The organism is Rhodanobacter sp. PCA2, assembly GCF_013620825.1.
Lineage (GTDB): Bacteria > Pseudomonadota > Gammaproteobacteria > Xanthomonadales > Rhodanobacteraceae > Rhodanobacter_A.
The window spans coordinates 15,666-34,108 of record NZ_NJIC01000042.1; the positions used below are offsets into that span (position 1 = coordinate 15,666).

Annotated in this window: 15 protein-coding genes; 1 reads left to right on the plus strand and 14 read right to left on the minus strand. The window is 70.6% G+C overall.

The window, feature by feature from the left end:
- Window positions 1-42: 42 nt before the first annotated feature.
- The 3 genes from PCA_RS13795 to PCA_RS13805 all read right to left on the minus strand — a co-directional run bounded on the left by PCA_RS13795 (window position 43) and on the right by PCA_RS13805 (window position 5,069).
- Window positions 43-3,147 carry an efflux RND transporter permease subunit gene (locus PCA_RS13795; RefSeq protein ID WP_181303196.1) on the minus strand — a complete coding sequence of 1,035 codons (3,105 nt, stop codon included), beginning with the start codon at window positions 3,145-3,147 and terminating at the stop codon, window positions 43-45.
- 136 nt (window positions 3,148-3,283) lie between these two features.
- Window positions 3,284-4,411 (minus strand): efflux RND transporter periplasmic adaptor subunit, encoded by a 1,128-nt coding sequence (locus tag PCA_RS13800; protein ID WP_255436872.1) that lies wholly within the window; start codon window positions 4,409-4,411, stop codon window positions 3,284-3,286.
- 193 nt (window positions 4,412-4,604) lie between these two features.
- Complete coding sequence (locus tag PCA_RS13805; RefSeq protein ID WP_181303197.1) at window positions 4,605-5,069, minus strand: MarR family winged helix-turn-helix transcriptional regulator; 465 nt, start codon at window positions 5,067-5,069, stop codon at window positions 4,605-4,607.
- Window positions 5,070-5,125: 56 nt separating this feature from the next.
- On the opposite strand from PCA_RS13805, the gene PCA_RS13810 reads away from it, so the two are divergent.
- Window positions 5,126-5,647: an O-acetyl-ADP-ribose deacetylase gene (locus tag PCA_RS13810; RefSeq protein WP_181303198.1), complete on the plus strand. Its 522-nt coding sequence runs from the start codon at window positions 5,126-5,128 to the stop codon at window positions 5,645-5,647.
- On the opposite strand, the gene PCA_RS13815 is transcribed toward PCA_RS13810, so the two are convergent.
- From PCA_RS13815 to PCA_RS13865, 11 genes are all read right to left on the minus strand, one after another.
- Window positions 5,634-7,328, minus strand: coding sequence for a BatD family protein (locus tag PCA_RS13815; protein ID WP_255436873.1), 1,695 nt, complete (start codon window positions 7,326-7,328; stop codon window positions 5,634-5,636). The genes PCA_RS13810 and PCA_RS13815 overlap by 14 nt on opposite strands.
- Before the next feature lie 89 nt (window positions 7,329-7,417).
- Entirely contained in the window at window positions 7,418-9,346 is a 1,929-nt protein-coding gene (locus PCA_RS13820; protein WP_181303200.1) for a tetratricopeptide repeat protein, read from the minus strand.
- Window positions 9,343-10,323: a VWA domain-containing protein gene (locus PCA_RS13825; protein ID WP_181303201.1), complete on the minus strand. Its 981-nt coding sequence runs from the start codon at window positions 10,321-10,323 to the stop codon at window positions 9,343-9,345. The genes PCA_RS13820 and PCA_RS13825 overlap by 4 nt, the downstream gene beginning before the upstream one ends.
- On the minus strand, window positions 10,316-10,834 hold the full coding sequence (locus PCA_RS13830; RefSeq protein WP_181303202.1) for a DUF4381 family protein: 519 nt from the start codon (window positions 10,832-10,834) through the stop codon (window positions 10,316-10,318). The genes PCA_RS13825 and PCA_RS13830 overlap by 8 nt, the downstream gene beginning before the upstream one ends.
- A complete protein-coding gene (locus PCA_RS13835) occupies window positions 10,831-11,778 on the minus strand; it encodes a DUF58 domain-containing protein (protein WP_343204458.1) in 948 nt (315 codons plus the stop codon). The genes PCA_RS13830 and PCA_RS13835 overlap by 4 nt, the downstream gene beginning before the upstream one ends.
- Complete coding sequence (locus PCA_RS13840; RefSeq protein ID WP_181303256.1) at window positions 11,775-12,770, minus strand: MoxR family ATPase; 996 nt, start codon at window positions 12,768-12,770, stop codon at window positions 11,775-11,777. Before PCA_RS13840 ends, PCA_RS13835 begins: the two co-directional genes overlap by 4 nt.
- A 139-nt stretch (window positions 12,771-12,909) precedes the next feature.
- Window positions 12,910-15,129 (minus strand): type IV pilus secretin PilQ, encoded by a 2,220-nt coding sequence (gene pilQ, locus PCA_RS13845; protein WP_181303203.1) that lies wholly within the window; start codon window positions 15,127-15,129, stop codon window positions 12,910-12,912.
- A gap of 56 nt (window positions 15,130-15,185) precedes the next feature.
- Entirely contained in the window at window positions 15,186-15,728 is a 543-nt protein-coding gene (locus PCA_RS13850) for a pilus assembly protein PilP (RefSeq protein WP_181303204.1), read from the minus strand.
- The gene (pilO, locus tag PCA_RS13855) at window positions 15,728-16,387 is read right to left on the minus strand and encodes a type 4a pilus biogenesis protein PilO (RefSeq protein WP_181303205.1); all 660 of its coding nucleotides are present in this window, start codon (window positions 16,385-16,387) and stop codon (window positions 15,728-15,730) included. Before pilO ends, PCA_RS13850 begins: the two co-directional genes overlap by 1 nt.
- Window positions 16,384-17,130: a PilN domain-containing protein gene (locus PCA_RS13860; RefSeq protein WP_181303206.1), complete on the minus strand. Its 747-nt coding sequence runs from the start codon at window positions 17,128-17,130 to the stop codon at window positions 16,384-16,386. Before PCA_RS13860 ends, pilO begins: the two co-directional genes overlap by 4 nt.
- Window positions 17,130-18,188: a pilus assembly protein PilM gene (locus PCA_RS13865; protein WP_343204459.1), complete on the minus strand. Its 1,059-nt coding sequence runs from the start codon at window positions 18,186-18,188 to the stop codon at window positions 17,130-17,132. Before PCA_RS13865 ends, PCA_RS13860 begins: the two co-directional genes overlap by 1 nt.
- Window positions 18,189-18,443: the final 255 nt, after the last annotated feature.

The window sequence follows — 18,443 nt, forward strand, 5'->3', positions numbered from 1 at the left end:
GCATGACGAACGAAGCAGGCGGCCCGCGGGCCGCCTGCTTCGTCATGGCGCCGGAAGGCTCTCCACGTTCGTCTTGCGCTTGCGCCCGAAGCGCTGCTGCAACCTGTCCATGTACAGGTAGATCACCGGCGTGAGGTACAGCGTGAGCACCTGCGACACCACCAGGCCGCCCACCACGGCGAGGCCCAGCGGGCGGCGCGAGGAGGCGCCGGCGCCCATGCCCAGCGCGATCGGCAAGGTGCCGGCGAACGCAGCCATCGTGGTCATCATGATCGGGCGGAAGCGCACGTGGCAGGCCTCGACGATGGCCGCGGCCGGCGCCATGCCTTCCACGCGCTGCCGTTCCAGCGCGAAGTCGATCAGCATGATCGCGTTCTTCTTCACGATGCCGATCAGCATCACGATGCCGACGAAGGAGAACAGGTCCAGCGGCGCGTTGAACAGCATCAGCGTGAGCAGCGCGCCCACGCCCGCCGCGGGCAGGCCGGAAAGAATTGTCAGCGGGTGGATGAAGCTCTCGTACAGGATGCCGAGCACCAGGTAGATCACGAACAGCGCCAGCGCGAGCAGCAGGCCCATACCCTGCATCGACTGCTGGAACGCCTGCGCCGTGCCCTGCACGCTGCCGGTGATGGAGGCGGGCAAATCGAGCTGGCGCATCGCGCCGTCGATCTCGCTCACCGCCTGGCTGAGGCTCACGCCGGGCGCGAGGTTGAACGACACGGTCACCGCGGGCAGCTCGCCCTGGTGGTTCACGGTGAGCGCCTGCGCCTTGCGCGTGAACGTGGCGACCGCGTTCAGCGGCACCAGCGTGCCGGTGTTCGAGGTGACGTAGAGCTGCGACAGCACGTCCGGATCGTTCTGCAGCTGGTACGGCACCTGCAGGATCACCCAGTATTGCGTGGCGGCGCCGTAGATCGTGGAGACCTGGCCCGCGCCGAACGCGGTGCCCAGCGCGGTCTGCACCTGGCGCATGGTCAGGCCCAGCGGCGCCAGCTTCTCGCGGTCCACCTGCACGCTGATGGCCGGGCCGTTGAGGTCGAGGTCGCTGGTGACGTCCTGGAAACCGGGCAGCCTGGCGAACGCGGTCAGCACCTTGCCCGACTCCGCGTACAGCGCGTTGAGGTCGGTGGACTGCAAGGTGTACTGGTACTGCGCCTTGGACGCGCGGCCGCCCACCTGGATCGCCGGCGGGTTCTGGATGTAGGCGCGGATGCCCGGCACCTGGGCGAATTTTGCACGCAGCTCCTGGATGATCTCGTCCGGGGTCAGCTCGCGCTCGTTCGCGGGCTTGAGCCGCATGAAGATCGAGCCGTTGTTCGTGGTGGTGCGCGAGCCGCCGGAGCCCACCGACGACATGTAGGCGGCGATGTTCGGGTCCTCGCCCACGATCGCCGCGAGCTGCTGCTGGCGGATGCTCATGCCGGCGATGGAGATGTCGTCCGGACCCTCGGTGTTGACCATCAGCTGGCCGGTGTCGCCCGCGGGGATGAAGTCCTTGTTCACCACCACGAACAGCAGCGCGGTGGCGAGGAGGCTGGCGAAGAACACGCCCAGCACCGTGCGCGGATGCGCCACCGCCCAGCCCAGCGAACGGTTGTAGCCGTCGCGCACGCGGTTGAAGCCGCGGTCGAAGGCCAGCGCCACGCGCGACTTCCTTTCGTGCTCGGCGTGCTTCACGAAGCGGCTGCACAGCATGGGCGTGAGCGTGATCGAGACGAAGCCGGAGATCAGGATCGCGGTGGAGATCACCACCGCGAACTCGTGGAACAGCCGGCCCACGATGCCGCCCATGAACATCACCGGCAGGAACACCGCCACCAGCGACAGCGTCATCGAGAAGATGGTGAAGCCGATCTCGCCGGCGCCGAGCAGCGAGGCCTCGTACGGGTCCATGCCGGCCTCGACGTGACGCACGATGTTCTCCAGCATCACGATCGCGTCGTCCACCACGAAGCCCACCACCAGGGTGAGCGCCAGCAGCGAGAGGTTGTCCAGGCTGTAGCCCAGCGCGTACATCACGCCGAAGGTGCCGATCACCGACACCGGCAGCGCCAGCGCGGGGATCAGCGTGGCCGAGGCGTTGCCGAGGAACAGGTAGATCACCAGCACCACCAGCACGCCGGCCAGCAGCAGGGTGAACTGCACGTCGTCCACCGAGGCGCGGATGGAATCGGAGCGGTCGTACAGCGTCTGCAGCCGGATCGACGGCGGCAGCGTGGCCTCGAACTGCGGCAGCACCGCGCGGATGCGGTCGATCGTGGCCACGGTGTTGGAGCCGGGCTGGCGGTCGATCGCCAGCACCACCGCGCGCTTGCCGTTGAACCAGCTCGCCACCTGGTCGTTCTGCACGCCATCCTCGGCCTGGCCAAGCTGCGACAGGCGCACCGGCGCGCCGTTGCGGTACGCCACGACGATATTGTTGTAAGGCGCGGCCTGCTTGAGCTGGCCGTCCGAGTTCACCTGCAGCAGCTGGCGGCTGCCGTTGAGCGAACCGGTGGCGAGGTTGACGTTGGCGTTCGCGATCGCCTGCTGCACGGTGTCGATGCCGACGCCGTTCGCGGCCAGCTTGCCGGGGTCGACCTTGATGCGCACCGCGTACTTCTGCGAGCCGAACACGCTCACCTGCGCCACGCCGCTGATCATCGACAGCTGCTGCGCCAGCTGCGTCTCGCCGTACTCGTCCACGGTGGACAGCGGCAGCGTGTCGGAGCCGAGCGTGAGGTAGAGGATCGCCTTGTCCGCCGGGTTCACCTTGCGGAAGGTGGGCGGCGTGGGCATGGTGGTGGGCAGCTGCCGCTGCGCCGCGGAGATCGCCGCCTGCACGTCCTGCGCGGCGCCGTCGATCTCGCGGCTGAGGTCGAAGGTCAGCGTGATCGAGGTCGAGCCCAGCGCGCTGGTCGAGGTCATCTGGCTGATGCCGGCGATGGTGGAGAACTGGTTCTCCAGCGGCGTCGCCACCGCGGTGGCCATGGTCTCCGGCGAGGCGCCCGGCAGGCTCGCGCTCACCGAGATGGTGGGGAAGTCCACGTTCGGCAGCTCGTTCACCGGCAGCTTCGGGTACGCCGCCACGCCGAACACGATCAGCGCGATCATCAGCAGCGCCGTCATCACCGGCCGGCGTATGCAGAGTGCGGGGAGGTTCAAGGGGTCCGCCCTCCGTGCAGGCGACCCGTCTTCCACGTGCCACGCGCCAAGTCACGCAGACCTGCATCGCGCGTCGTCTCCCTCTCCCCTCCGGGGAGAGGGCCGGGGTGAGGGGCCGGTCTTGCCTCGCCGCCGCTCATCCGTTCACCACCCGCACGTGCGTGCCGTTGGTCAGCAGCATCTGGCCGTCGGTGACCACCTGCTCGCCGCCCTCCAGGCCTTTCTCGATCACCAGCCGGCCGCCGCTGCCGGGCCCGGCCGTCACCATGCGCTGCTGCACGCTGCCGTCGGCGCCCACCACGAACACGAAGCTGCCGTTCGGCGAGTTCTGCAACGCCTCGACCGGCACCGTCACCACGTCGACGAGCCGCGTGGTGGGCAGGCGCACCTGCACGAACTGGCCCGGGGTGAGCCGGTCGTCCGCGTTCGGGTAGGCCGCCTTGAGCTGGATCGTGCCGGTGCTGGCGTCCACCGCGTTGTTGATGAAGTCCAGCGCGGCCTCCAGCAGCGGCCCCTTCACGCCGGGGATGCCGACCTCCACCGTGACCTTGCCGTGCGCGAACGCCTCCTTCACGCCGGCCAGCGCGGTCTCGGGCACGGAGAACGTGATGTGGATCGGCCGCACCTGGTTCAGCACCACCAGGTTGGTGCTGTTCGCGCTGGCCTGCGCGCCGGGGTAGACCAGCGGCGCGCCGGCGATGCTGTCCACCGGCGCCACGATGCGCGCGTAGCCGAGCTGGGTGCGGGCCATCTCCACCGCCGCCTGGTCCGCCTTCACCGTGGCGGCGTACACGCCCACGTTCGCCTTGTAGCTGTCGTACTCCGTCTGCGAGACGTAGCCCTTGGCCAGCATCGGCGTGTAGCGGCGCAGCACCTGTTCGGCGTTCGCCAGCTGGGCCTGGTCCCTGGCGAGGTTGCCGCGCGCCTGGTCGAGTTGCGCCTGCAACAGGCTGGGATCGATCTGCGCGATCGCCTGCCCCGCCTTCACGCGGCCGCCCGGGGTGAACGCCAGCGACTGCAACTGGCCGCTGACGCGCGACTGCACGGTCACGGTGGAGTACGCCTCGACGCTGCCGATCGCCTGCAGCGAGAGATCCAGGTTGCCGCGCTGCGCCAGCGCGGTCTTCACCGGCACCGCCTTCGCCGTGGCCGGCTTGCCGGGCGCCGGCTTGCCGCGACCGGTCCACCAGTGCGCCGCCAGTACCACCAGTACCACCGCGACCAGCAGCGCAGCGAGCTTCTTCCAGGACATGCGCTGAGGCATGGAAACTCCAGTATCGAATCGAACCTTCCGGCCGGGAGCGGACCACACCCATGTGACACCTGAGCACGGGAGGGATCAAGGCAGGGTCAAACGCACGCCTGCATGGATGCGTTGACTGTCGCGGCAGGGAAATGCACGCCGATGCCGCGGCGCCCCTGCGCCGCCCGGGGCCGGAACGGGGCGCCCGGACCCTTTATTCTGCGCGCGGCACCGCCGCGTCGCAGCCGTCCAGCGCCTGCAGGTTCTCCTTGATCCGGCCAATCACTGCCAGCGCCTGCTTCAGCTCCTCGTAGGCGATGCCCGCGGTGACTTCCCGGCGCAGATCGCGCGCGATCTGCTCCATGTCGTCCACCACGTCGTGCGCCTGCGCCGTGACGTAAAGGCGCCACGCGCGACGGTCGCGCGGGTCGGGACGGCGCTCCACGAAGCCCGCGGCCTGCAGGCGGTCGATCACCCGGCCCACCGCGATCGGTTCCATCTCCAGCGCCTCGGCCAGCTCGGTCTGGCGCATGCCTTCGCGGTGGTACAGCATCTTGGTGGCGCGCCATTGCGCGCGGGTGAGGCCGAACTTCACCGCGCGGCGATCGAAGTGCTTGCGGAACAGCAAGGTCACGTCGTTCAGCAGGTAGCCGAAGGAAAGGTCTTCCGTTTTCGCCATGGTGATTGCAACCTCGCCGTCACATGCCCCAAGCATAAGCCGAAGCACCCGCCGCCATGCTGATCTCCGTCATTACCGCCGACATCACCACGCTCGCCGTGGACGCCATCGTGAACGCAGCGAACGAGACCTTGCTGGGCGGCGGCGGGGTGGACGGCGCCATCCATCGTGCCGCCGGGCCGGCCCTGCTCGCCGCCTGCCGCAGGCTGCCGGAAGTGTCGCCCGGCGTGCGCTGCCCCACCGGCGAGGCACGCATCACGCCCGGCTTCGCGCTGCCGGCGGCCCGGGTGATCCATACCGTGGGGCCGGTGTGGCGCGGCGGCGGCCACGGCGAGCCGGCGCTGCTGGGGAACTGCCACCGCAACGTGCTGCTCCTGGCGCGCGAACACGGCCTGCGCCGCATCGCCTTCCCCGCGATCAGTTGCGGCGTCTACGGCTACCCGGCGCCGCTGGCCGCCGAGGTGGCGCTGCGCACCTTGCACGAGTCGCTGGCCAGCGACCCGGCGCTCGAGCTCACGCTGTGCTGCTACAGCGAGCCGATGCGCGCAGTGTTCCAGGACGCGCTCACTTCACTTTGAACGGATACAGCGGCGGCAGGGCGTCGTCATCTGCCTTGTCCGCTGCGCGCCATGCGAAGCCGCGCTTGAACGCCGCGGCCAGCTCGTCGCCCGACGCCACGGTGGCCGCGGCATCGCCATAGCAGCGGCGCTGCAGGCCGGCGATCGCCTGCCGCTGCGCTTCATCCGCCAGCGCCGCGGCCAGGGCGCCCGGATGCTGGATCGCCGGGCGCTCGGCCTGGGCCCAGGCCAGCAGGCTGCGCAACTGCGCCGGCGCATCGCTGCCCCGCGCGGCGGCGAGGAAGGCCTGGCGCAGTTGGCGCGCGGTGTCGCCCGTTGCGCCGCCTGCTCCTGCCGCCGCACCGACGCCTCGCACGGTGCGCCTGCGCCACAGCCACCACGCCAGCATGCTGAGCAGCCACAGCAGCAGGCTGGCCAGGGCGATCCAGCGCCATGGCGTGCCATGTGCCTGCACGCCGGCAGGCGCCGCCGCGACCGCGGGCGCCGAAGCCGCCACGGCCGGCGACGACGACACAGCGGGCGCCGCGGCCTGCGGTGGCGTGGCCGCCGCACCGGCGGCCGGCAGCACGGTGATGCTGTGCGCGGGAATCTCGGCCGTGCGCGGCTGGCCGCTGGTCACGTCGAACCAGCGCAGCGTGGTGGCCGGCACGGTGAGCGTGCCGGCCTGCTCGGGCACCACCGCGAAGGCGCGCTGGCGGGTGCCGACCAGCCACGGGCCGTCGTTCGCGGTGGACGTGAACGGCTGGTCCGGGTACACGGTGGCGCCCTGCAACGCGGGCAGGCTCAGCGCGGGCAGCGTGTCGACCGGCAGGCCGGTGGCGCCGAGCTTCATGGTCAGGTTGATCGGCTGGCCCACGCGCACCGGCGTGTTTGCATCGGGCCAGCCCTCCAGAGTGAGCGTGAGCGCGCGCGCCGGCAGCCACGCCGCCTTGCCCCAGTCTGCCGGCGGCGCCTGGATCTGCGCGGTGAGCGGCGGCGAGCTGGCCGACACCGGCGCGCCGGCGCCGAAGAAACTGTCCGGATCGCCGGGATCCAGCGCCTGGCCCTGGAAACCCACGGCGGGAATCGCCAGCGTGCCGGCATGCTGCGGCACCAGCGCGTAGCGCCGCTCGATCACGTGGTAGTCGCGGCCGCCGCGCTCGGCGTCGTAGCGCAGGTCGCCGCCCACCTGGCTGAGCTGCACGCCGTCGATCTGCGGCGCGTCCAGCGCGCCGCTGGTGATGTTGCCGCTGTAATAGAGCCGCAGCACGTAGCTGAGCTGCTGGCCCACCCACGCCTGCTGCGGCGCGACCTGGGCTTCCATGAACACGCTGCGGTGCATGGCGGCCGCGGCGGCCGGATTCGACGGGGCGACCTGCAGTTGCAGCGGCGCGGTCCGTGCCCCCGCCACCGTCAGCGCCGGAATCGTGAGCATGCCCGCATGCCTGGGCTGCAGCACCACGCCGACCACCAGTTCCGAACTGCTCCTGCCGTTGACGATGCTGAGGCTGCTGCTTTGCGAGCGGCCGAGTATGTCGAAGTCCTGCAGCAGCGGCGTCAGGTCCGGCATCGCCACGCTGCCGCTGCCGCCGGTGACGTGCAGGTTCAAGGTCACCGTCTCGCCCATCTGCACCGTGCCGCGGTCCAGCGTGGCCCGCACGTCGGCGGCATGCGCCAGCAGCGGCAGCGCCAGGAAAAGCAAGAGGCAAAGCCCTTGAACAACCCGGCCGTGGATGGCCGCTCTTTTCACCTTCGCGGTCACGCACGAAAGCAGCATGGACAAAACCGGCATCACGGGCCGTCCTCGTCGGGTGTGCCGCCATGGCGGCGCTGGTATTCCAGCTCGAACTTGCGGCGCAGCAGCGCGCCGGGATCGTCGGGCACGCGCTGCAAGGCCTGGCGCAGGTCGGCCGGCAGTTTCGATTGCGGATCGTCGGCGCCGGCCGCGCCCAGCTCGTGGCTGGTGGGCGGCTTCGCCGCGGGCTTGCCGGGGGCGCCCAGCGCCTGGTCCAGTTGCTGCTTCAGCGCCTGCTGCGCCTTCGCGGCCTGCGCCTGCTGCTCGGCCTGCTGTTCGGGCGTGGGCTGCGGCTGGTCCTGCTGCGCACCGTCCTTGCCGGACGACTGCTGCGGGTCGTGCCGGCTCTGGTCCTGCGGCGACTGGCCGGACTGGCTGTCGTTCCTGTCCTGCCCGCCCTGGTCCTGCCCGTTCTTGTTCTGGCCGTTCTGGTTCTGGCCGTCCTTGCCCTGCCCGTTCTTGTCCTGCCCGTTCTTGTCCTGCCCGTTCTGGCCCTGGTCGCCCTGCGGCTTGCCATCCTGTCCGTTCTGGCCCGGCTTCTGCTGGGACGGGTCCTGCGGCGGCTGCTTGCGCAGCCAGTCCTCGACCGCCTGCCGGTTCGCCTTCGCGTCCGCATTCGCGGGATCGATCTGCAGCGCGCGGTCGTAGGCCCGGATCGCGTCCTGGTACTTGCCGCCCCGCGCCAGCGCATTGCCGAGGTTGTAGGCCGCGTCCCCGCCCTTGGCCTCACGCAGGGCCTGGCTCGCGGCGGCGTAGTCGCCGGCGCGATACGCTGCCGCGCCGCGCCACGCCGGATCGCGCGCCAGCTGCATCGCCTGCTTCGCGTCGCCCTGGCCCAACGCTGCCGCAGCCTGCTGGTCGCGGCGCTGCCAGAGGTCGCGCCAGCTCGCGGCATGCGCCGTACCAGGCAGCATGGGCAGCAGCACCAACGGCAACAGCAGCAGCCAGCCGCGGCGGAAGGCCAGGGCCGCCAGCGGCAGGAGCAGCAGCAGCAACCACGGGCCGCGGTCCTGCCACTCGTCGCCGACCTGGCCTTGCACCGCCTGGGTGGAACCCGCGCGCAGTTCATCGCGCAGGGCCGCGATGTCGCTGCCGTCGGCGCTGGGCGGCACGTAACGGCCGCCGCCCGCCGCGGCGAGCGCGCTCAATGCGGCATCGTCGCGGGCGGCCAGCTGCAGGGCGCCGTTCGCATCGTGCAGGAAGCCGCCGCCGGGCAGCGGCACCGGCGCGCCCTGCGGCGTGCCCACGCCCAGCACCGAGACGCGCACGCCTTCGGCCAGCGCCTTGCGCGCGGCGTCCTGCGCGGCCGCGTCGGCGGTGTCGGTGATCAGCACCAGCGAGCCGCCGCCGGCCTTGGCGTCGCGGATCAACGCGGCGCCACGCCGGATCGCCGCCGCCGCGTTGTCGCCGCCCACCGGCATGGTGTCCGGCGCCATCGCGTCCAGCAGCGCGCCCAGGCTGTGCACGTCCGAAGTAAGGGGAGCCACCACGAACGCTTCACCGGCATAACCGAGCAGCCCGTTGAGGCCGTCGCGGTTCGCCAGCAGCAGGTCGTGCGCCTTGTAGCGCGCGCGGTCGAGTCGGCTGGGCGCCACGTCGTGCGACAGCATGCGCTGCGACAGCGAGATCGCCACCACCTGCGCCGCGCGGCGCGCGTACAGCGGCTGCTCGACCCGGCTCCAGGTGGGGCCGGCCAGCGCGAGCACCGCCAGCGTCCACGCCAGCGAGAGCAGGCCCAGCGGCAGCCGCTGCCGCACCGCCTGCCCCTGCAGCAGGGCGGGCAGCAGCTCCGCATCGACCAGCCGCGCCAGCGCCTGCAGGCCGCGGCCGCGGCGCGCGGCCTGCCACAACAGCCACGGCAATACGGCGAGCGCGCACAGCCACCACGGCCGGAGGAAATGGAACTGCGCCAGCGCCGCGCTCATGCCGGCAGCTCCCGCACGCGCAGGCGCGGCAGCCCGGCCAGCAACCACAGCAGCAGCGCCGTCGCCAGCGGCCAGATGAACCACTCGCGCCGCGGCCTGAGGCTGGGGCCTTGCTGCGGCATCGGCTCCAGCGCGTCGATGGTGCGGTAGGCGTCGGCCAGCTGGTCGCTGTCGGTGGCGCGGAAGAAACGGCCGCCGGTCTCGTCGGCGATCTTCGTCAGCATGCCCGCGTCGAGATCGGCGGAAGGATTGATCACCTGGCTGCCGAAGAAGCCCGGCACGCGCATGCGGGTGGCGCCGATGCCCACGGTGTAGATGCGCACGCCGGCCGCCTTCGCGGTACGCGCGGCTTCCAGCGGCGTGATGCTGCCCGCGTTGTTGACGCCGTCGGTAAGCAGCACAAGCACGCGTGCCTCCTGCGGCAGCGCGGACAGGCGTTTCACCGCGATGGCGATGGCGTCGCCGATCGCCGTCTCGGTGCCGGCCAGGCCCACGGCCACGCCCTGCAGTTGCGCGCGCACCGCGTCCAGGTCGTAGGTGAGCGGCGTCACCAGGAACGCCTGGCTGCCGAACAGCACCAGGCCCATCTCGTCGCCGCGGCGGCGATCGATGAAGTTGCCGGCGATCGCCTTCACCGCGCCGAAGCGGCTCACCGGTTGGCCGGCCAGTTCCATGTCCGGCGTGCGCATGCTGCCGGAGAGATCGACCGCCAGCATCAGCGCGCGGCCGCTGCGCTGCTGCGGCTGCGGCGGCCCCACCCATTGCGGGCGCGCTGCCGCGGCCACCAGGCACAGCCATGACAACGCCAGCAGCCACGGCGCGACGCTGCGCACCGCGTCGCCGCCCGCCGCCGCGAGATGCAAGCCCGGTTGCGGCAGATGCAGCGCCTGCCCGGGCAGGGTCGGCGGCAGCCAGCGGCGCAGCAGCCAGGGCAACGGCAGCAGCAGGAACAGCCAGGGCCAGGCGAACTCAAACACGGCCCGGCTCCGCGACTACGTGCTTCCATGCACGCGGTCGCGCGGCCGCGTGCAGCCAGGTGCGCGCCGCCGCCAGCGTGGCGGGCGCGTCGAAGCTGGCCTGCGGCCGGTAGATCGCCTGCTCCAGCGACAGCAGGCGGTCCAGCACCGGCGTCGCCACCGGCACGCGCGCCAGCGTCTGACGCCAGCTCTCGCCACGCTGCCGTACGGCGGCGGCATCCTGTCGGCGCGCCACGCGGCGCAGCAACTGCTGCAGCGAAGCCGCCAGCGCGGCGGCGTCGCCATCGCGCGCATGCTGTGCCTCCAGCCGCGCCAGTTCGTCCAGCAATTGCCGGCGCTGCCGCTGCAACCGCGCGCGGCGGCGCCAGGCCCAGGCCACACCCAGCAGGACCAGCACCGCCAGCGCCGTCAGCAGCCACCAGCCCGGTGCGGGCGGCCACCATGGCGGCGCCGGCGGCAGGTGGATGTCGCGCAGCTCCGGGCCGCTGGCTGCCGGCGTGGACACGATCATTGCCACACCTTCGCCACGCCCAGCAACTCGCCCACGGCCGCCAGCGGATCATCGCGGGTATCGATCACGCAACAACGCAGGGCGGCGCTGCGCGCCAGTGTTTCGAGACTCGCCGGGCCGGCGCCCAGCGCCTGCTGGAACTCGCGTCGTTGGCGCTCGCCCAGCAGCACCACGTCGCGGCGCTCGCCGGCGTGTTCCAGCGGATAGCGGCCCGGCGGCGGCGGCTCGCGTTCCAGCGCGTCGGCCACCACCAGCACGCCGACCCCGGCGCGCGCGCGCAGATCGAGCAGGCGCTGGCGCGCGGCTTCGTCCGCACTGAAGCCGTCGCTGACCAGCAGCACGCGACTGGCGCCGTGCTGCAGCCGGCGCGCGCGCAGCAGCGCGGCGGACAGCGCCTCGTGGCGATCCACGGGCGGTGCGGCATCCCAGTCCGCCAGTGCGCCGCACACCGCCAGCGCGCCATGCGCGCCGCCCTGGGGGCGCAGCAGTTGATCGGCAGCGCCGAACGCCATCAGCCCCACGCGTTCGCCGGCGCGCACGGCCAGCCACGCGGCGATCGCGGCGGCGCGCGCGGCCTGCACGGACTTGAAGCGCACGCGGGTGCCGAAGCGCATGCTGGCGTGAGTATCCAGCAGGATCAGCAGGCGCCCTTCGCGTTCCTCCTGGAACAGCTTGGTGTGCAACCGGCCGCTGCGCGCTGTAAGCCGCCAGTCCATCCGGCGCACGTCGTCGCCGGCCTGGTAGACGCGCGATTCGGCGTAGTCCATGCCGCGGCCGTAGAGCCGGCTGGACTGCTGGCCGCTGCGCTCGGCGCGGCTTTGCGCCGGCGCGAGTTTCGCGCGGCCCACGCGCGCGCCCAGCGCGATCAGCTCGGCCAGCGCCACGCGCGTGCGGCCGTCGCCATCGACGCGACGCGGCAGGACGGCATCCGCGAGCGCGCTCACGGCAGCGGCACGAGGTCCAGCAGCCGGGCGATCACCTGGTCGCTGCGCATGCCCTCGGCCTCGGCCTCGTAGCTGAGCAGCACGCGGTGGCGCAGCACCTCGTGCACGATCGCATGCACGTCCTCGGGCAACACGTAGTCGCGGCCGGCCAGCCACGCCTGCGCGCGGGCGCAGCGGTCCAGCGCGATGGTGGCGCGCGGGCTGGCGCCCCAGGCGATCCAGCGCTTCAGTTCCGGGCCGTAGCGGCCGGCGTCGCGGGTGGCCAGCACCAGCTGGGCGAGGTATTCCTCCAGCGCGCCCGCCATGTGCACGGCCATCGCGGCATCGCGCGCGGCGAACACCTCGGCCTGGCTCAGCAGCGCGGCCGGCAGCGGCGCCGGGTGCGCGCGGCGGCTGGCCTGCTCGCGGGCGAGCCGGAGGATCGCCAGTTCCGACGTGGCGTCGGGGTAGCCGATGGTGACGTGCAGCAGGAAGCGGTCGAGCTGGGCCTCGGGCAGCGCGAACGTGCCCTCCTGCTCGATCGGGTTCTGCGTGGCCATCACCATGAACAGCTCCGGCAACGGCCGGGTGTTGCGGCCCACGGTGATCTGGCGCTCGGCCATCGCCTCCAGCAGCGCCGACTGCACCTTGGCCGGCGCGCGGTTGATCTCGTCGGCCAGCACGATGTTGTGGAACAGCGGGCCGCGCTCGAACTCGAAGCTGCCGCTCTGCGGCCGGAACACGTCGGTGCCGGTGAGGTCGGCGGGCAGCAGGTCGGGGGTGAACTGCACGCGATGGAAGTCCGCCTCGATGCGCGTTGCCAGCGCCTTCACGGCGGTGGTCTTGGCCAGGCCCGGCGCGCCTTCCACCAGCAGGTGGCCGTCGGCGAGCAGCGCCACCAGCAGGCAGTCGACCAGCCTGGGCTGGCCGATGATGCAGGCCTGCAGATCCTCGCGCAGCCGCGCGAAGGCCTGCTGCAGACGGCCGAGGGGCGGGGTTTCGGGCATGTCCATCATGGGATTCCGGCAGCAAGTCGCCGCTGTTGACCGCGGCGGAGTCCGGAAGTTTAGTCGACGGCGCCCGCGCATTCAGTCCCCGCACGCAAAGAGGCGGCCGCAGCCGCCTCTTTGCGTGCCTTGCGGGCGCGCAGCCTTATTGCAGCGAATCGTTGAGGATGCGCGGCGTCACGAAGATCAGCAGTTCCGCCTTGGTGTTGTTGCGGTAGGTGTTGCGGAACAGGTAGCCGATGCCTGGGATGTCGCCCAGGCCTGGCACCTTGGTGACGGTATTGTTCTTGTTGATCTCGTAGATGCCGCCCAGCACCACGGTCTGGCCGTTGTCCACCAGCACCGACGTGTTCACCGACTGGGTGTTGATCTGCGGCACCTGGCCGTTCGGCGTGGTGAGGAACTTCGCCAGCGAGTCCTTCTTCACGTTGATCGCGAGGTAGACGCGGTTGTCAGCGGTGATCGTGGGCGTGACCTTCAGCTCCAGCACCGCATCCTTGAACTGCACCGAGGCGGTGGGCGCCGCGGTACCACCGACGCCACCCTGGTAGGTGACGTAGCCGATCTCCTGGCCCTGCCGGATCACCGCCTCCTGCTGGTTCGCGGTGATCACGCGCGGACTGGAGATCACCTCGCCGCGGCCTTCGGTCTGCGCCGCGGACAGCTCCAGGTCCAGCGCATAGTTCTTGCCCAGGATGGCCAGGCCCAGCACGCCGGCGGCGGACGAATTCGAGACCGGCAGGTTCACGTTGAGACCGCCGTTGCCCAGGGTGCTGGTGGTGGTGCCGCTGGCGGAATTGCTGCCGTTGTTGCCCACCGTGGTGCCCAATGCGCCACCCACCTGCAGCACCTGGCCGCTGGGATTGGTACGCTGGCCGTTCGCGCCCCACTTCACGCCCAGTTCGCGGGTGAAGTCGTCGGTGGCGATCACGATGCGCGACTCGATCAACACCTGCTGCACCGGCTTGTCCAGCTCGGCCACCAGCTTGCGGATCTGCTCGGTCTTGTCGGCGGTGTCGTTGAGCAGCAGGGTGTTGGTGCGCTCGTCGAAGGAGACGCTGCCGCGCGCCGACAGGAAGCCGCGCGTGACGCCGGCGCCGCCGGCCGCGTTGGCGCCACCGCCGCCGCCCTGCATGCTGCCGGTGGTCAGCAGCTTCGCGATGTCGGCCGCCTTGCCGTAGCTGATCGGCAGATAGGTGGTGACCAGCGGCGCGTTGTCCTCGGCCTTCATGCGGGCCGCGGCCAGGTCTTCCTCGTACTTGGCCAACTCCTGCTGCGGCGCCACCCAGATCACGTTGCCGTCACGGCGCTTGTCCAGGCCCTTGGCGCGCAGGATCACGTCCAGCGCCTGGTCCCACGGCACATTCACCAGGCGCAGCGTGATGCTGCCGCTGACGCTGTCGGCGGCCACGATGTTGAGCTTGGAGGTGTCGGCGATCAGCTGCAGCACCGAGCGCACCGGGATGTCCTGGAAGTTGAAGGTGGCGCGCGTGCCGGTATAGGCCGGCTGCTGGCCAGGGGCCAGCCTGCCGGCGGCGGCGGTGTTCTGGCCCTTCTTCGGCGCCACTTCGACCACGTACTGGTTGCCTTCCTGCCATGCCGAGGTGTCGACCACGCCCTTGGTGGCGATCGTCAGCTGCACGCCGCCGGTTGCGCCGATGCGGGTGTTGATCGACTGCACCGGGGTGGCGAAGTCCAGCGTGTCCAGCCGCTGCGCGAGGTTGGCCGGCACGCTGGCGTTGGGAATGCTCACCTCGACCTTGTCGCCTATCGTGTGCAACTGCGCATCGGCGCCGGGACCGCTGAAGTTGACCAGCACGCGACCCTGCCCGTTCGCGCCGCGGCGGAAATCGATGTTGGTGACGCTGATGCCGCCGGCGGCGGTGGCCGCCACGCGCTTGGACGGATCGATCACCGCCGCGGTGGTGATGCTGTGCCGCACCGGCGCGGCCGCCGCCTGCGGCGCAGCGGCGCTGCTGCCGTTGGCCACCGTGAGCACCAGGCTGTCGCCCTGCACGGCGGACTGGTACGACACCGGACGCATCAGCTCCACGATCACCCGGGTGCGGTCGCCCGCGGCGACCGCCGAGACGCCGGAGGTGGCGCCCTGGCCGATCTCGGTGTGGCGCTGGGCGGTGGACGCGGTGTCGGCGAAATCGATCGCGATGCGCGCCGGGTTGTCGGTGGTGAAGATGCGCGGCTGCGGCACCGCACCGGCGAAGTTCAGGTGCAGTTGCACGCTGCCGCCAGGCAAGGTGGTGTAGCTGATGTCCTTCAGCGTGCTGCCGGCAGCCAGCGCGGCGGGGGCAAAGCCCGCCCCGGCGAGCAGCAGCAGCGACAGGAGACTACGAATGGCGTGGCGCATGACCCGGCCCCGGACAGATTGAATGTGGTTGCTCATTGCATCAGCCCCTGTATTCCCTATTTCTCGCCGAGCGCCATGCTGGCCGGACGTTCCATCCAGCCACCATTGCCATTGGATACCAGCTCGATCAGGTCGATGTGGTCATCGCTGATGGCGGTAATGCGGCCATAGTTCTGGCCCAGGTATTCGTTGCGGTGCACCGGATGGATCACGCCGCCGGGGTCCTTGACCAGGGCCTCGATGCCCGCGCCCGCGCCTATCGTGCCGACCATCTTCAGGCTGTCCAGCGCGAACATCTCCAGCGGCTGCTTGGGCCGGTTCTGGTCCGGACGCGGTCCGCTGTTGGCGGCGGACGAATCCTGCTCCGCGGCGCTGGCGCCGAACGGGTCGCGCAGGTCCTGGTCCGCGTAGGTGAAGGTCTCGAAGGTCTTGATCACCGGCAGCGGCGGGATCGGCGCACCCTTCTTGGCCTTCTGCTGCGCGATCCATTCGCGCAGGTCCGAGGTGCCGCGCGTGCAGCCCCCCAGCAGCAGGGCGGCCAGCAGCAGCAGGGCGAGGCGCGACAGCGTGGACGGTTTCATGGCAGTGGACAGCTTCATCACTTGCGCCCCCCTGCCTTGGCCGGGCCCTTGGCGGCGGCTGCCGCCTCGTCCTCGTCCAGGTAGCGATACGTCTTCACCGTGCCCTGCAACACCAGCTGGCCGTCGGTGGAGGTGCCGTTCTTGGCGCCGTGCTCCGGCGTCAGCGTCACGTCGTGCATGGTCAGGATCACCACGCGCGGCAGCGAGGCCACGCCGCTGATGAAGGTGCCGAACTGGTGGTAGCTGCCCACCATCTTCAGCTGGATCGGCTTCTCGGCGTAGAAGTCCTTCGGCACCTCGGGCTGCGGCACGAAGGAGTCGACCTGCAGGCCGGCGGACAGCGCGGTCTGCGAGATGTCGATCAGCAGCTCGGGCATCTCGGTGCGGCTGGGCAACTGGCGCAGCAGCTGGCGCAGCATGTCCTTCATCTCGTCCAGCTGCTGCTGCAGGGCATCGAGATTCACCGCCTTGGCCTGCTTGGTGGTGAATTCCTGCTGCAGCTGGTTCTCCTTGCCGGCCAGCGAGGTCAGCTCGTCCTGCTGGTTGCTGACGTAGAAGTACCAGCCCAGCAGCACCACCAGCAGGAACAGCAACGTGATGAAGAGCAGCTTGACCGACTGCGGCCAGCCGCCGACGTTGTTGCGGTCGAGACCGCGCAGATCGTCGATGAGCTTCATGGGCGAGCCCCTCCCTTGGCGGCCGCATCCGGCTTGGCGGTCTCCGGATGGCCGGCCTGCACCGCGGCCGGCTTCGGCAACGCCGGGGTGTGCATCGCCGTGGCGGCCGGCACGGGGACGTGCGCCGCACTGCCGGCATGCGCCGGGGCCGCAACCGAGCCGGCGCCGGCCGGGGCGTCCGCGGCGCCGTTCTCGTCCGTCTTGGGCTTGCCCAGCTTCACGCCCAGGCCGAAGCCGTAGGGCATGCGCGAGGCGTCATGGCTGTTCTCGGTCTTGCGCAGGTCCACGTGGCCCATCCACGGCGAAGCCTCGATGTTGCGCATGTATTCGGCCACGCTGGCATTGGACTGCGCCACGCCGTCCAGCGACATGGTGTCGCCGGCCTGCTTGAGGCTGGTGAGGCGCACGCTGCCGGGTATCGTCTTCACCAGCTCGTCGAACAGGTGCACCATCTTCGAGCGGTCGGACTGCAGCTGCTCGATGATCTGCTTGCGCGCCAGCAGGTGCTCGCGCACCTTCTCGAGGTCCTTGATCTTCTCGATCTTCACGTCGAGCTGCTTGATCTCGCCCTGCAGGATGGCGTTGCGGTCGTTCTGGTTGTCGATGCGCGCGCCCATCCAGAGCGCCCACAGCAGCACGAAGCCCAGCCCGGCCACGAAGGCGGCGCCGAGCTGGCCGTAGAACTCGCGCTCGCGCAGCTTGCGTCGCTCCGCGCGCCACGGAAGGAGGTTGACGTGGGCCATCAGTCGAAACTCCTCAGGGCGAGGCCGACCGCGATCATCAGCGCGGGCGCGTCCTGGGCCAGCGACTGCCCCTGCACCTTCGGCGACATCGACATGCGCGCCAGCGGATTGGCCACCACGCAGGGCACGCCGATGTGCTCCTCGAGCATGCCGGCGATGCCGTCGATGGTGGCGCAGCCGCCGGCCAGCACCACCTGGTCCACCTTGCTGTATTCGCTGCCGGCGAAGAAGAACTGCAGCAGGCGGCTGACCTGCTGCACCAGCGATTCCTTGAACGGTTCCAGCGCCTCGCTGTGGTACGAATCGGGCAGGCCGCCCTTGCGCTTGGCGCGGCCGGCCTCCTCGTACGAGAGCCCGTAGCGGCGCATGATCTCGTCGGTGAGCTGCTTGCCGCCGAACACCTGTTCGCGCGAGTAGATCGTGCGCTGGTTGCGCAGCACCGACAGCGTGGTCATGGTCGCGCCCACGTCCACCACCGCCACCAGCGCGTCGCGGCCCACGGCGAGCTGGTCGGTGAGCAGGGCGAACGCGTTCTCCATCGCGAACGCCTCCACGTCGACCACCTTGGCGGTGAGGCCGCCCAGTTCCAGCGCAGCCACGCGCATGTCCACGTTCTCGGTGCGCGAGGCGGCGAGCAGGATGCTGTTCATCTCGGGGTTGTCGCGCACCGGGCCCAGCACCTCGAAATCCAGGCTCACTTCGTCGATCGGGTAGGGGATGTACTGGTTCGCCTCGACCTGGATCTGGCCTTCCAGGTCCTCCTCGCTCAGTTCGCTGGGCATCGGGATGATGCGGGTGATCACCGCCGAGCCCGCCACCGCGGCGGACGCGTGCTTGAGCCTGGAACCGGAGCGCGCCAGCGCACGGCGGATCGCCTCGCCCACCGCCTCGACCTCGACGATGTTCTTCTCGACCACGGCATTGGGCGGCAGCGGCTCCACCGCGTAGTGCTCCACGCGGTAACGGCCGCCAGCCTGGCTGAGCTGCAGCAGCTTGACGGCAGTCGAACTGATGTCGACGCCGACCAAGGCCGGTTTCTTGGGTGTGAAGAGCCCCACGGTTGTTCCCCTTTGCCCCTGAGCGCGCCCGGCAGAGTTCCAGCCGATGTGCGCTGGCATTAGATAGAAAATTCAGCGCTCCCGCAATGGTCTGGCGCGGTTTTCTCAAGTGCTTCCCGTGATGGGGCCCACATTTGGGACAGCCTGTGCGCCTGCCGTGACGGCGGCCTCACTTCCCGCAAACGCATCATCTTGCGTCGAAAGCCGCCGGGCCCCTGAAGATGTACGCAGGCCGCCGGGGGCGGCGGCGACACA

Coding starts and splice junctions, on each gene's coding strand:
- pilQ (WP_181303203.1), bottom strand. CDS start 15,129: ATGCGCCACGCCATTCGTAGTCTCCTGTCGCTGCTGCTGCTCGCCGGG.
- pilO (WP_181303205.1), bottom strand. CDS start 16,387: ATGAAGCTCATCGACGATCTGCGCGGTCTCGACCGCAACAACGTCGGC.
- PCA_RS13850 (WP_181303204.1), bottom strand. CDS start 15,728: ATGAAGCTGTCCACTGCCATGAAACCGTCCACGCTGTCGCGCCTCGCC.
- PCA_RS13820 (WP_181303200.1), bottom strand. CDS start 9,346: ATGAGCGCGGCGCTGGCGCAGTTCCATTTCCTCCGGCCGTGGTGGCTG.
- PCA_RS13810 (WP_181303198.1), top strand. CDS start 5,126: ATGCTGATCTCCGTCATTACCGCCGACATCACCACGCTCGCCGTGGAC.
- PCA_RS13830 (WP_181303202.1), bottom strand. CDS start 10,834: ATGATCGTGTCCACGCCGGCAGCCAGCGGCCCGGAGCTGCGCGACATC.
- PCA_RS13840 (WP_181303256.1), bottom strand. CDS start 12,770: ATGGACATGCCCGAAACCCCGCCCCTCGGCCGTCTGCAGCAGGCCTTC.
- PCA_RS13860 (WP_181303206.1), bottom strand. CDS start 17,130: ATGGCCCACGTCAACCTCCTTCCGTGGCGCGCGGAGCGACGCAAGCTG.
- PCA_RS13805 (WP_181303197.1), bottom strand. CDS start 5,069: ATGGCGAAAACGGAAGACCTTTCCTTCGGCTACCTGCTGAACGACGTG.
- PCA_RS13800 (WP_255436872.1), bottom strand. CDS start 4,411: ATGCCTCAGCGCATGTCCTGGAAGAAGCTCGCTGCGCTGCTGGTCGCG.